Here is a 13,913-nt window from a genome sequence, read left to right as displayed (position 1 = left end):
TATTAAGTTATCAGCTGCTATTTAACTTTTTATTTAGCAGACTTATCCGTCAATGCAGGGTTTAGATGCTTTTTCAATAACAAAAACTGAGCAACTACGAATACCAGCATCAGCGGAATCCAGCCATAAGTTTTAAAGTTAATCCAAGCTTCATCTGACATGGTAAATGCCGTGATATAATGTAGGACAGCCATCATCGCAAAAAACAATGCCCAAGCAATGGTCAGTTTTTTCCAACCACTCATCGTGAGCGAAAAAACATCTTTCATTGCCAATTGCATCAAAGGTTTATTGATTGCGGCACTGACCAACAGCGTTAGCGCAAAAATACCGTTAATAATCGGTGATTTCCAGCGCAAGTAAATATCGTCACGCAACAGCAGGGTACCACCGCAAAAAACGATAGTTAACAATAAGACGACCCATTGCTGTTTGTCGAACTTGCCCTTTTGACGCACAAAGTGAATCGCATAGACGATGATAGTAGCAACGAGCAATGCGCCAGCTGCTGCCAAAATACCATTGTAACGAGCAGCAATAAAAAACGCGATCAAAGGAATGAAGTCTAATAAGGCTTTCATAGCAAATAAAATGTCCAACTAAAACGTATGCGCTAGTTTACACGTCTACTGCGTCAAAAAAAAGCAATCAACACTATAATCCTCTGATATGAGCTGCTTTGACAATTTTAACCTTATTTTACTCAAGAATATTCAAAACTCTAAGGCTTGCTTTATGAAAATCGATTTACATTGTCATAGTACCTGCTCTGATGGCACTTATGCGCCGGCAGAAGTGGTACAGCGCGCCCATACGGCTGGCATTAATGTATTGGCCTTAACCGATCATGATACCTTGCTAGGTATCGATGAGGCACGCGCCGCGGCGGAAGCTTGCAATATACAACTAATCAATGGCGTAGAAATCAGCTGTGAGCATACTTTGAGCGGCGGCTACGGTAAAAATAAATCTACCAATAAAATTATTCATGTACTTGGTCTTGATTTTACCGACCGCGAGAAAATGCACGCCACCCTACAACAGTTGCAAGACAGCCGCGCGACTCGTGGTCAACGTATTACAGAAAAACTCAGTAAGCTGCTTGGTATCGATTATGATGAGCTGTGGCAAGCTGTTCTTGCTAAAGCTAGTGGCAACCCGCAAGCAGTTGGGCGCGCCCATATCGGACAAGTGTTATTTGAACGTGGTGAAGTAAAGACGGTACAAAAAGCCTTTGATAAGTATTTGGCAGACAATAAACCTGCTTATGTGGCGATCGAGGCGCTGACAATGCAGCGCGGCATTGAGCTGATACAGGAATGTGGTGGCAAAGCGGTGTTGGCACATCCAACGAGGTATCAGCTGTCAGCGACGCGCGTCCGTAAGCTTATCGAAGAATTTGCGCAGCTTGGTGGTGATGCTTGTGAGTTACCTGCCAATAGCGAGCCTGTCAGTACGCGTAAAATGGTTGACCGTAGTATTGCTGAGCACAAGCTTGCTGCATCGATAGGTAGTGACTTTCATGGGAGCAATATGCCATGGCGACGCTTGGGCGATGTCCCCAACATGCATCCCGAACAGCAAGGTATCTGGCAATCTTTTGCGGCTTTATCTTAAATAGAAAACAGCTGCACTTATTGACCGATGAATCAATTAAACGGATTGATAAATAGATCAAAAATTGCCACACTCAATGATAAGTTCAGATTTAGTATCAATCATGACACCGGATGGATTGCTCTGGTTTTAACTCAATCACTTTCATTGTTTTCGGTAGCCCATTATGGCTTTTTCGATATCTCATCTAGGCTATAGAAAACTCTCGCGAGTCATTTTTGAGTGGCAGGCTGCTGATAGAGCGTTGCTGCTAGCATTGTTTGTGTTGATGGAAATTACCTTACATTGGATCTGGTGCTTGTATGTTTGGTCTCGTAGAGAGACCTATGGCTCCTATGTTGACATGGCGCTGTTGTATCCTTTATGGATTGGCATTACGCTGCTCGGACTCTTCTTTTTATGGATGATCAGTCGCTCATCGCCTATCAAAACCGGTCACGGCTCGCTACATACGTGGCAAGCGGTATTAACCACGCTTTATAGTACTTATATTGCGGTGGTTATTTTGGTAATGGGGCATAGCAGCTTGGTGGCTGGGGTGTCGCTGGTGGGCGGGGCGATGCTGGGTATGATGCTTATACGGCGACGTTATGTATGGAAGGCTTTTTTGGCTCATAGTATGCTGATTTTTTCGGCTACATTAATTCCCTATTTCGGCTTTACGATTCCTAACCTACAACAAATGACAGCGACCTCTTTTCCCTTGGATAGCTATAACTATTTGACCTATAGCGAGACCACGGCTATCGAAAATGCCATCTCTGCGTCCATATTTCAAAATGGGACACTTAGCTGGGATACGTTTAATCAACTGCGTTTTTCTTCCGCGTTTTTTTGGCGCAGCACGCATATTTATATGTCGCTGCCAAAAGCGATTTTTATCATCTATATGTTTCGTACGCTGTTGTTGATATTGGATAACAGTAAAGCTGAGATTATGCAATATGCCAATCATGACGAATTGACTCAGCTGAAAAGTCGCCGTTATGGCTTAACGCAAATGCAGCAGGCGCTTTTGGCAATGGGAGATCAGCAGGATTTCAGTATTATATTATTAGACTTAGATTGGTTCAAAAACATTAATGACAATTATGGTCATGATGTTGGCGATCAAGTATTGTCTGAGGTTGCACAAACCTTATTGAATTCATTGACAGAAGAGGCGATTGTGAGTCGGTATGGTGGAGAAGAGTTTTTAATCGTGCTCCCAGATACCTCGCATGATAGCGTCATGACGATTGCTAAACAGCTGCGACGAGATATTGCTGAGCAAGTCATCAGTGGCGACAACCATACAGATTTTAATGTTACGGCAAGTTTAGGGGTTTATACCTTGACGCATGCTGAGCGTATTCATATTCAAAGTGAATATAGGGCTGATGAGGCAAAAGAGAATGTACAGTCGCCAAATAATTCAAAAAAAGATCGTTCATCTGTTAAAGGGTTGCAAAAAAGTAGCCCAATACAAAACAGCTCGCAACGAAGAATTGCTCACAGAAGAAAACGAGTCGCCACAGAAATCGCGAAGGCGCAATTACCCATCGACATTTGCCAGCGCTTGATTTGTATCGCTGATAAAGCACTATACGAAGCCAAGGATCGCGGACGTAATCAAGTCGTTAGTGCCAACGAAGTACTAGCAGCAGAAAATAGCACGGTTATCTCATTTTATACCGCTAGCAAATAAATCAGTACTTTAACCTTTTAGGTCCTTAACCGGTTATGACATAGATAATATCTAGGTATTTAATGCTTGTACCAAACTTGCTAATACGCTGGTCGCAAAGCTACCGGTCGTCAAAGTAAAGTTTAAGATCATTATCTGACCACCTTCTGTATCCTGCCATTCCCAACTTAATGCTTCAATAGGTAATCGCAGTGCTCGCCTTTGCGCCTTGATATCACGCTGCTCTAGACCTGTGGCTAGCTGTGTTAACAATGGACTATGCGCTACGATATCAGTTTCCATGGCTGCCGCTTTGCCGCTGACCTTCTCATTACCTGTGCCCCACAGCACGGCGGTCGGATGGATATCGCCTGATTCAAGACGGGCTCGTAAGGTATCGTCTATCTCGTCGCTTGCGAATATCGAGCCTGAGCCATCTAGATTAAATACTTCGCCTGCAAGTCCGTGGTTCCAACTGCCATCACGGACACGTGCTGCCAATATCTCATTAAATATCAAACTGCGTGCCGCCGACAGCTCCATGGTATTTTGCTCACGAGGCACGCGTTTACGTTTGCCTTTATTAGACGGCGGACAGGCCTCAGGTACAGGACGCGCAAACAATGACAATGCCTCTCTAATATTGTTGCCACTGCGACCAAAGCGCTGCGGCCCAAAATAATTGGGCACGCCACTTTGACTAATAATCATTAAGTGCTGCTCGACGGCTTGCTTGGCAGACAATAGCTGTTCAGATGATGGTGTATCAAAGCCTACAAATTCAATATCACGCAAGGTAATAATAAATTGATTGGCGCGGTGCGTGCCGCGATTGAGCTTTTTATTGTGCCACTGCTGCTCAAGGATAGTGATTGACTCATTAGCACCGATATCTACGGGCGCAAACTCAGAGTCTGGTAATTGCTTCTTTGGTATGCGCAAGCTAAACCACTGCGTTGTTAGCGCATGACGGTCTTTAAGCCCTGAGAAACCGACATCCCGTAAGGGAATATCCGCCCATTCGGACAACAGTTTTGCAAGATAAGCAGTATTTATCCCAGACTTTTGGATATGTAACCACAAATGCTCACCTTCACCGGTGAACTCTAATGGTAGTAATTCATTGACAATAAAATCTGTGTTATGAGCTTTATAAGTGACTTGTTTTAACGGCTGCTGCCTAGGCTGCGGTAAATTGGCAGTATCAGTAGCAGCGGTAATATCATGGTCTTGAACAGTCATAAGATAGTCTTTTACGTTTTATAGAACATTAATAGGAATTAAAAAAGCAGTCATTACGTTTTGCAACGTGGTCAATATACAAAAGAACAGCATAAGTGAAGGAGGCTTGCTACTATCGATAAGTCTCGACACGCTTTAAACAGGAACCATTATAACCGTTAAGGATGACTTATGAGTAAGGCAGCTACTATAAATACAGTCACTATAAACAAAGCTGATATTGTCAGCGGCGGCATGAAATCGTACAAGCAAGATGACGATAGTATCATTTTAATTACCCGTGACGACAGCACGTTTCGTGCTTTTGATGGCAAATGTCCGCATGCTGGAGCAGATTTGGGTACAGGTTTGCGTTGTGGTAATCGCGTTATTTGTCCTTGGCATCATGCAACTTTTGATAGCAGCGACGGCGCATTACTGGAGCCAATCGCGACAACAGGCTTGACTCAATATCAAATCATAGATAATGGCGACAGCCTAACGGTTGATACCTCAGCCAAGATAGATAAGCAGGTTGAAAATGATAAGCTGACTGATACTCATACTATTATCGTTGGCGGCGGCGGTGCAGGTTTTATGACTGCCCATCAGTTGCGCAATACTGGCTACGGCGGCAAGATTACCTTGGTGAGTGCCGAGGACAAAGCCCCTTATAATCGTCCTTTATTATCCAAGGCTTTTTTGGCCAGTAATATGCCAGAAGAAAAGCTATTACTGGGCGGTACAGATTGGGCGAGTAAACATGATATTGAACTGCGCTTAAACCAAACGGTCAGTGAAGTGTTGCTCAATGAGCGTAGCATTGTAATGACAGATGAAAAGGGTGATAGCAACAAGCTAACAGCGGAATTTTTAGTTGTGGCAACTGGCGCTGAGCCCAAGATTCCACCTATTAAAGGGGCAACGCTTGATGGTGTCTATACCTTGCGTAGTATGGATGATGCCAAATTAATCAAAGCCGCCAGTCATGATCAGCGTGTAGTCATCGTCGGTACGGGCTTTATCGGTATGGAAGTTGCGTCAGCATTGGCGCAATCGGGTACTACTGCTTCTATTACTGTTATCGGTCAAGACCATCGCGTGATGGGCAATATCGTCTCCGAAACGGTTAGCAATGCGCTGATTAAATTGCACAAAGAAAATGGTGTTGAGTTCGTGTTTGATGCCAGTGTCTCTGAAATCACTGCAGCGAAAAATACTACTGACAATAACGAAGATAACTTCTCACAAGTGTCTGGCGTCAAATTAGCCAATGGTGAGCAAATCGATGCTGATATCGTCATTTTAGGAACAGGTGTCGCACCGCGTATCGAGTTATTACAGAATACAAATCATCCAGATGGCGTACAAGTCGATGAGCATTTACAACTGCGCGATGACGTCTATGCGTTGGGGGATATTGCCAAAGCGCCCAGTCAACTGGGGCGTATGCGTATTGAGCACTGGCGGGTTGCATTGCAACATGGCATGGTGACGGCAGCCGCGATATTAAAGGACGATAACGTCAAATCGCTTCAGGAGCGTATCCCTTTCTTTTGGACGATGCAATATGGCAAAAGTTTGCGTTATAGTGGACATGCTGCGACGCCAGATCATGGCATTCTAATGGGTTCAGCAGATAGTTTTAACTATATAGAATACTACTTCGATGACGAGGATGAAAACACGCGTGCCAGTGCAGCAAGCTCGCTTGGACGTGATAAAGAGCTGGTAGCATTCTCTGAGTTATTACGCCAAGGTCATGCACCAACGCGGGCACAGATTAACGCAGGGTTTGATATCATCGAGCAAGCGCAGGCGTTATCGCGCTAGTAATGAAAACGGATAAATATTACTATTAAAGCTGAGCTATTTATTTAGGTCAGCTTTTTAATCTAGGATAGATATCACATAAAAATCTCACGTATTTTATCAATACATGAGGCAGATAGAAATTTTCTTGCGTGCTGTGCCTCCGCAGACAGAGGCGGCAAAAATTTCTATCAGCTTCTTTATGAGCTTTTTGTAATGAACTGAATATACGGATAATAAAAGGACAAAATAATATGAATGAAAACCAAACTAATAACGACAATATTAATAACGACAATGCCAATAAAGACAGCGTTTTCTTACGTCAAGCAGAAGCTAGTGATATCGACGCACTTGAGCAGCTATTGAATCGTTGTTATCGGCAGACAGAAGGCTGGACCAACGAAGCAGACTTAATCGGTGGTATTCGTATCACTCAAGATGAGCTGGCTAGTACCATCGCCAATCCAAAACATTATCTTTTCGTTTATCCAAAAACCATAACAGGTGAGCGTGATGGAGAAGAAACGGGTGAGCTGTTAGGATGTATCGGAGTAGATATGCAAGTTAATGCTGCTGGTGATAAAAAAGCCTATATCGGCATGTTTGCCGTCCATCCTGAGCTACAAGGGCAGGGCGTTGGTAATGTGATTTTGCAAGCAGCTGAGACATTTGCAGGTCGTCATCTACAACCAGGTGAGCAAGCTTCTGATAAAAAACAGGCTCGTTTGACCATGTCTATTTTAAGCCATCGTCCTGAGCTATTGTCTTATTATCAGCGCCGCGGTTATCAGCTAAATGGCAATAAAATGCCGTTTCCAAATGATGGTAATAATGGCGAGCCAAAGCGTCAGGATTTGGAATTATTAGAATTAGAAAAACCAGTCAGTTAAAAAATATGTAAAGGCTAATATTATCGACCCCAAAAGTATTTGAAAGTCATAAACAGTCCTATACTCAGCAGTAAAAATGCCACCACAATTAAGCGCTTAAACCAGTTAAATGCTGGTAAGCGTGTGGCATTGTCATTAGAGGTGATATAGGCAAATAAAAATATCAAACTGACAACCAAGGTTAAAATGCCAAGCCCAATCGGTAATATAAAAAAATACGCCTGCCACATGAGTATCTCGCAACCATCATTATTAAGCACATCATAGCAGCATCCCGATTGTACTGTCTGACTTATCCGCACCTTAAATTTTATAAACATATCAGGACGACGACGTGAGAAATTTCAAAAAATCGGTATTCATTATGGTATTCACGCCGTTTTTTACCGCGTGTTCTAATGCGCCTCCTGAAAATACGGTTGAAGGGCTGATCGAAGCGCAATATGAGCAAACTACCAAGATAGTAGAGGACGCAAAGGCTAACGCAGGCAATGATAAGATGGCAAAAGCCATGAGCGGCATGATGGAGACCATGATGCCAAAGCTTGAGCGCATTGAGAATATCGACTGCGATGCCATTGATGGTGAAAATGCCTATCTCTGTAGCGCTGATGTCACCCAAACGATAGCGGGTAATAGCCAAACCAACAAGACGGGATTTAAAGTTTATCTAGTCAATGATAAGTGGGTATTGGGTAATTAGAGGCTTTGATACTTTTTAATAAATAAGGGCTAATAAATAAGCACTTCTATTGGTTGCTGATAATAAAAAGGATACCCAAACGGTATCCTTTTTATATAATAGATAAGACTATTACTAATATTACCTAGTCCATTGCTAACGCATCGTCACAAACTCTTCTGAGCCAGTTGGATGAATGGCAACGGTATTATCAAAGTCAGCTTTGGTTGCGCCCATTTTGATCGCTACCGCAAAGCCTTGAATCATCTCATCCACGCCAAAGCCGATACCGTGCAAGCCAATGACTTTTTCTTCCTCGCCTAAACATATCAGCTTCATCGTAGACTTTTGGCGATGCTGAGTCACCGCACTATACATATCCGTAAAGGTGGAGGTATAGCATTTGATATTGTCTTTACCAAATTGATTTACGGCATCGATTTCAGACAAACCAATGGTGCCAATAGGAGGGTGGGTAAAGATAACTGTCGGTATCAGCTCATAGTTTAGATGCTCATCAGGTTTGTTATTAAATAAGCGCTCTGACAAGCGACGACCTGCTGCGATAGCCACTGGTGTCAAATCAACACTGTTTTCGATAATATCGCCTACCGCATAGATACCGTCGACATTAGTGTTTTGGAACTTATCGACTTTAATTTTGCCGCTATCGGTAGTCGCAACGCCCGTCACTTGTAAATTAATACCGTCAGTAGAAGGCGCGCGACCGATCGCCCAAATCAAGCAGTCTACGGTATCAAGAGCACCATCTGTGGTACACAAAGTCAGGCTACCATCGTCATTTTTAACAACTTCGGTGAGCGTGGTATTAGTATGCAATTGAATGCCGTCTTGCTCCATCTCTATCAGCAAAGTCTCCACAATGGTGTGATCAAACGAGCGCAGCGGCGAGTGCTGACGGACATACAAGTGTACCTCAGCGCCGAGACTATTCATCACACCAGCGATCTCAACGGCGATATATCCCGCTCCAACGATAGCGACCCGTTTTGGCAAATGATTCAAGGCAAAAAAACCATCAGAATCGATGCCATGTTTTGCGCCTTTGATATTTGGCTTGATAGGATGACCGCCTGTAGCAATCAACATATGGTCAGCGGTAATAAGCTCGCCATTCACTTCTACGGTATGATTATCAACAAATTTGGCAAAGCCTTTTATCACTTCAACACCGTTTTTTGCCAAGTTATTGTCATAAGCGCGATGAATGTTTTGAATATATTGTTGACGGCTCTGTACCAGTTTTTGAAAGTCAAAGCCTTTTAGCTCAACGTCAAAGCCATAATCTGGCGCATACTTATGAATGGCTCCAGCAACTTGTGCGCCATACCACATCACTTTTTTGGGTACGCAGCCCAAGTTCACGCAGGTGCCGCCCAATTGGTTGGCTTCGATAATGGCGCATTTTTTACCATAGCTTGCTGCGCGGTTGATTGAGGCAATACCGCCGCTACCGCCACCAATGGCGATATAGTCATAGTGTTTGGTCATATTGAGTCTCTTTATTAAGGGGTTATTAATGTAATTTGGCACGTTAATTGAAAACAGTGCCTAGCTAAAAACAGTCCACCATCTATACGATGGGACGACGTCTATAGAATAATAGTCCAGGAATGGACAAGCCCAGCACCAATCCTGAAGTTACAAATAACGCTTCAAACAAATACACCATCATTTGGCTAAATAACTCGTCGGAAAAGCCAAAATAGCCAATCTGTACCATACTGACCATTGCTTTATAAGCAGCGATACCTGGCATCATACAGATGACACTTGGCGAAATTAATGCTTTGGGCGGTAGGGTGTACTTTTTAGAAAAATACACCCCCAAAAAGCTGGCAAGCATCGCCCCAAAAAAGCTGGCAACCACGATATGTACATGTTCATAAACGAGAGCCGTCTTTAGCCCGAATCCAAACGCGGTCATCAGCAAACAAGGCAAAATATAACGTTTGGGAACGCTAAACATCAGCGTCCAACCAAGGGTGATGATACACGACAGCACCACGGTTTCAATGAACCACATGTCAAAACCCCCAGTGCTGTATGCGAAGTAAGCCCAGCGCCATTACGATACCAACGCACGCGGACAAAGTCAGCATATAGGTAAAAACGGCACGTCCAATCCCAATATTGACATAGCCTTTTAGGATATCTGAGAAAGAATTGATTAACGGGAAGCTTGGCACCAGTAAGAGCACGCTTGAGGCAACGGCAATATCGGCATTATTACCAATATCAAAGTAATAGGTAGTCGACCCAATTAAAGAGGCAATAAAAGCGGTCACGATGACCGCTATAAAGGGATTAAAATGGTGCTTGGACAGGTAGATACGAGTGAGCATCGCCACCATACCCGCGATAAAGGTTACGGCGGTAATTGACCAACTGCCGCCGTTTAGATAAGCAAATGCAGCACAAGATGCGCCAACAAACACAGCCACTAGCCACGTCGGGTAAACGGTCTTATCTAATTCATCAAAGGCAAGGGTGGCGCGTTCAGTCAGCGCAGGCTTCAGTTTGTCATTATCATTATCTGTGGCGGCTTCGGTTTTATTGACAATTTGCTGGATTTGTACCAATAAATTGACATTAATGCTCTGATTGATTGTATCTCTGGTGGTGGTGATACAGCGCTCATCGCAGATAGTGGTCAAGGTAATGGCATTAAAATTCAGCGAACATTCTACACTGTTCATGCCCAAGGCAAGCCCTAAGCGTTTGGATAAGTCCACCACCACGGCAGACTCAGCACCATATTGCATAAGGAGTAGTCCGCAGCGCACGCATAGTCGAGTAATGTGCTGTTGCTGTACGTAGCTGATAGAGGTCATTGATTAGATACGCATATTGGCTATTATGATTTTTATGAATGCTATAACTATAAATAGTGTGAGCGGTTATAGGCTATCGATACGGCAAGGTAACGATAGCATAACTTGCCGTGCTTATTTGCTACTATTATAAAGCGTAAACCACTGTCGCAAGGAGAATAAAATGCATATCGCTATCTTAACCCTGACTTTTGCGCTACCCGGCTGTAGCTCGTTAAAAGAAAAACGCCAACGCATGGGCGGATTGCATGCGCGCTTTGGCAGTACGCCAAGCGTCGCGGTATGTGAGAGCGGCGAGCGTGATCGGCATGATGCCAGCGAGTGGACGTTTGTGATAGTCGGGCTGTCTAAACGTGAGGTTGAGTCGCAATGCAGTCAAATTGAGGAGAAGCTAGAGCGGACAGTAGATGCAAGAGTGATGAATGTTGAGAGGGAGTTTGTTTAGTTAGAGCTCTTTTATTACTGGGAGCCAATCCCGCTTTCCGCTCATATCTTGGTTGCCCACTAGAGCAGTGACTAATAGCCAGTAGCGTGCCTGTTGCCTCGATACCACTCCTAGCTAAGTCACCGCTATCTAGTGGTCAACCAAGGATAACCGCTACAATCGGGGCTAAACAGCGCCTCAAGGCGACTATTTATAATTAAACACGATAATGTTTAACAAGACAGCGTCACACTTACTGGACATCGATATTCTTCACATCATTGATTAGCTGAATAATATCATCAGCTGTTTCGGCCACCCACTCTTCGCGACTCTTCTCATTGATAATATCGAAAAAATTATCGTTGGGGTTTTTGAAATTGACTGGGCGTTGCGGGTAAAGTTGCCCACCTAAATTTTTCGTTTTATCAGGATATTTCCAGTTCCCACGCAATGCTTCAACCCTTATTTTAAAGTTTTTCATACTGATCGGACACTTTGGCAGACGTGCATCCTCTTCATTTGTTAGCGTAATGCTGTAATATAAACGGTGATTTAACTCAATATAACAATAAACTCCTACGTTATCTTTTTCGGTTATTCTATAGCAAAGTCCGTACGTCTTAGCTTTGCCTTTCGTACCACCACCTGAGAAGTACTGCTTTACTGCTTTTTCTTGGCTATAAGGTAAAAGCTGATTATCACAAAAAGTAAACTCTATATTTTTCTCGCTAAAATAAGCCAATAAACTATTCCAGATCTCATTCTGAATATGCTGTTGAAACGTTTCAAAGTTCTGGCTAAGGTTGTGAGCTGTTTTAAAGTTATTGTCATTTGCCAGAAAGTCTACATACTCTTGTTTCATTTTTGCATTCCTTGTTTGACCTGTAATTCTAGCAACGGTATTGATGTACTGCTCAATAGTCTGTTCTATATGCGGATAATCTACTACCTTTGCCTTACAGAGTTTTAAAAAGTTAAAAACATCTTCTTTATAGCTAATCACGCCATAGTCTTCATTACTAATATCTCCCTGTCCATAGGGCGACACATCATCCCCAAAACGATTTAAATATACTATGTAAATATTTTTATAGTCATAGCCCAATTCTTGGCAAGCTTTATAATATTTAGCCAGTTGACCTTTTTGATCAAAAGCATAAATCTTGTTTTCGATAACAATAACGTTGTTTTTGTTTTTGAGAATGATATCCGCTCTACCATGATCTGAATTACGAAAACTATATTCAATTTCACAACTGTAGTCATCTTTAGGGCTTAATTTTTCTCGATTCCATTCTTGTGTTGCTATGGCATTATTTAATACGGTTTCAATGAATAATTGTTGAAAGTCTGCTATTTTATGACTAGCATTTCTATTGAGTAATTCGGCAAGGAAACGAGAGTGCAAACCAACTTCTTCGCCTGTCTTACGCAAGATTGTAAATATATTAAAATCTTGTTTTGTATCATTGTGATTCTTTAGAGAGGCTTGTTCCTTATTCTGTAAATTTGAAAAATTTTGTTTAAAATTATTGTTGAGCATAACCATTTTCCTAGTGATTTTAATTTAAATTCTCAAATTAAGTTTATCAAACTAACACATATATCCATACTTTCCAAAACATGAAAAGAGTTCGTTACTATGAGCAGTACTTCTAAATATACAATGAGTGATATTCCTACTTACAAAGAACCTGAAGGATTTATGCTCGTCACAACAGGTCAAATAACTAAGAAGGTAGCGCAAAATATTGGTAAAGATAGGTTCAATAAAGCCTCTAATAGATATTTAAAACTCGGTATCCATGATTCAGATTTTAAAATAGTTAGTTTAGATGATTTAAAGAATATGACCGAAGTCGATAGAGATCAGCAACTCAAAAGTCAGAAAGTCATAGTTTTTTTAGTTGAAAAGGAGGCTGGCTTTGATGGTTTACGTGTCTTTCAAGAAGAAATAGCTACTATATCAGCACTGACTTTTGCAGTCTTTCCTTCAACCATAGATGAAATAAGTAGTTTCAAGACCAAACCCGAAAATGCTTTAACAGATAAGGTGAGCACACTGTCATCTATTCCTACTTTTGCTATACCTTTCATCACATCACAAGCAAAAAATGATTTTGTAAACGATATGAGCATTGAGAGTTATAACTTTTATTATTCCTTTATAGATTCAATTGTAACTACAGTTTGTAGCGTTTATAGGCAGGATGACTCTATGATTGGCTATGACTTTAATGATTGGAAACATGTATTCAGCGGCAATAGACTACTAAATATACTTCCAACAATTTATGCAAGCGAAGATAACAAAGCTAATTTCAAGAGTAATTATTTAGAAGGGTTAAATAAAGCTGGAATTAATCTGACTGACATCAAAGATATAATCTGTGTAATGAGTGCTAGTAGACCCCCTAGCTTAGAACAAACATGTGAAGTAACCGAGGCTGTAGAGGATGACTTTGCTATTTTTTGTACGACAACTATGAAGCTTACTCAAGATTTAGCTATTTTTGAAGACCCAAGCATAATAAGTGTCAATGTCGTAGTAAGTAGGCATTGTGAAGATGGATAATTAGCAGTATAGAGTAGATTAAGTACGACAACCAAGTTTCAGACAACAAAAAAGGCCACTCCGTAAAGAGTAGCCTTTTATTAATAATTTGTCCCGTCCTGAAATAAGTTTACGAAAAAGGAGCTTATTCATGGACAAGTTAGACACTGTAAAGGTTAAGCGCAC

The 13,913-nt window shown here is 42.0% G+C and carries 14 protein-coding genes; 7 read left to right on the top strand and 7 right to left on the bottom strand.

The features are described from left to right. Nucleotides 1-29: 29 nt before the first annotated feature. The gene (gene ispZ, locus JMX89_RS11060; RefSeq protein ID WP_011514294.1) at nt 30-581 is read right to left on the bottom strand and encodes a septation protein IspZ; all 552 of its coding nucleotides are present in this window, start codon (nt 579-581) and stop codon (nt 30-32) included. Nucleotides 582-735: 154 nt separating this feature from the next. Here ispZ and JMX89_RS11055 point away from each other — a divergent pair, with 154 nt between their 5' ends. After that, a complete protein-coding gene (locus JMX89_RS11055) occupies nt 736-1,617 on the top strand; it encodes a PHP domain-containing protein (RefSeq protein WP_049751816.1) in 882 nt (293 codons plus the stop codon). Nucleotides 1,618-1,783: 166 nt separating this feature from the next. Next, on the top strand, nt 1,784-3,304 hold the full coding sequence (locus tag JMX89_RS11050) for a sensor domain-containing diguanylate cyclase (protein ID WP_181209734.1): 1,521 nt from the start codon (nt 1,784-1,786) through the stop codon (nt 3,302-3,304). Nucleotides 3,305-3,355: 51 nt separating this feature from the next. Here JMX89_RS11050 and truD read toward each other — a convergent pair whose 3' ends face one another. After that, on the bottom strand, nt 3,356-4,525 hold the full coding sequence (gene truD, locus JMX89_RS11045) for a tRNA pseudouridine(13) synthase TruD (RefSeq protein WP_181209735.1): 1,170 nt from the start codon (nt 4,523-4,525) through the stop codon (nt 3,356-3,358). 171 nt (nt 4,526-4,696) lie between these two features. Here truD and JMX89_RS11040 point away from each other — a divergent pair, with 171 nt between their 5' ends. Beyond that, the gene (locus tag JMX89_RS11040; protein ID WP_201531050.1) at nt 4,697-6,337 is read left to right on the top strand and encodes an FAD-dependent oxidoreductase; all 1,641 of its coding nucleotides are present in this window, start codon (nt 4,697-4,699) and stop codon (nt 6,335-6,337) included. 233 nt (nt 6,338-6,570) lie between these two features. Beyond that, nucleotides 6,571-7,209, top strand: a complete 639-nt coding sequence (locus JMX89_RS11035) for a GNAT family N-acetyltransferase (protein ID WP_201531048.1) — start codon at nt 6,571-6,573, stop codon at nt 7,207-7,209. A 20-nt stretch (nt 7,210-7,229) separates the two neighbouring features. On the opposite strand, the gene JMX89_RS11030 is transcribed toward JMX89_RS11035, so the two are convergent. Further along, nucleotides 7,230-7,469 (bottom strand): hypothetical protein, encoded by a 240-nt coding sequence (locus tag JMX89_RS11030; protein ID WP_227673079.1) that lies wholly within the window; start codon nt 7,467-7,469, stop codon nt 7,230-7,232. 74 nt (nt 7,470-7,543) lie between these two features. Between JMX89_RS11030 and JMX89_RS11025 the strand changes: the two genes are divergently transcribed. Further along, entirely contained in the window at nt 7,544-7,912 is a 369-nt protein-coding gene (locus JMX89_RS11025) for a hypothetical protein (RefSeq protein WP_227673078.1), read from the top strand. Nucleotides 7,913-8,047: 135 nt separating this feature from the next. On the opposite strand, the gene gorA is transcribed toward JMX89_RS11025, so the two are convergent. From gorA to JMX89_RS11010, 3 genes are all read right to left on the bottom strand, one after another. Then, nucleotides 8,048-9,403 carry a glutathione-disulfide reductase gene (gorA, locus tag JMX89_RS11020; RefSeq protein ID WP_201531046.1) on the bottom strand — a complete coding sequence of 452 codons (1,356 nt, stop codon included), beginning with the start codon at nt 9,401-9,403 and terminating at the stop codon, nt 8,048-8,050. Nucleotides 9,404-9,485: 82 nt separating this feature from the next. Next, on the bottom strand, nt 9,486-9,938 hold the full coding sequence (locus tag JMX89_RS11015; protein WP_201531044.1) for a threonine/serine exporter family protein: 453 nt from the start codon (nt 9,936-9,938) through the stop codon (nt 9,486-9,488). 1 nt (nt 9,939) lies between these two features. After that, on the bottom strand, nt 9,940-10,746 hold the full coding sequence (locus JMX89_RS11010; protein ID WP_201531042.1) for a threonine/serine ThrE exporter family protein: 807 nt from the start codon (nt 10,744-10,746) through the stop codon (nt 9,940-9,942). Nucleotides 10,747-10,909: 163 nt separating this feature from the next. Here JMX89_RS11010 and JMX89_RS11005 point away from each other — a divergent pair, with 163 nt between their 5' ends. Continuing rightward, entirely contained in the window at nt 10,910-11,191 is a 282-nt protein-coding gene (locus JMX89_RS11005) for a DUF503 domain-containing protein (RefSeq protein ID WP_201531040.1), read from the top strand. Between the two features lie 232 nt (nt 11,192-11,423). On the opposite strand, the gene JMX89_RS11000 is transcribed toward JMX89_RS11005, so the two are convergent. Next, a complete protein-coding gene (locus JMX89_RS11000) occupies nt 11,424-12,716 on the bottom strand; it encodes a PD-(D/E)XK nuclease family protein (RefSeq protein ID WP_201531038.1) in 1,293 nt (430 codons plus the stop codon). A gap of 99 nt (nt 12,717-12,815) precedes the next feature. Here JMX89_RS11000 and JMX89_RS10995 point away from each other — a divergent pair, with 99 nt between their 5' ends. Further along, nucleotides 12,816-13,748: a hypothetical protein gene (locus tag JMX89_RS10995; protein WP_201531036.1), complete on the top strand. Its 933-nt coding sequence runs from the start codon at nt 12,816-12,818 to the stop codon at nt 13,746-13,748. The last annotated feature ends 165 nt before the right edge of the window (nt 13,749-13,913 follow it).

Source organism: Psychrobacter sp. DD43, from assembly GCF_904846555.1.
Lineage (GTDB): Bacteria > Pseudomonadota > Gammaproteobacteria > Pseudomonadales > Moraxellaceae > Psychrobacter > Psychrobacter cryohalolentis.
The sequence above is the reverse complement of the archived record's forward strand: the minus strand, read 5'-3'. Positions and strand labels throughout refer to the sequence as shown.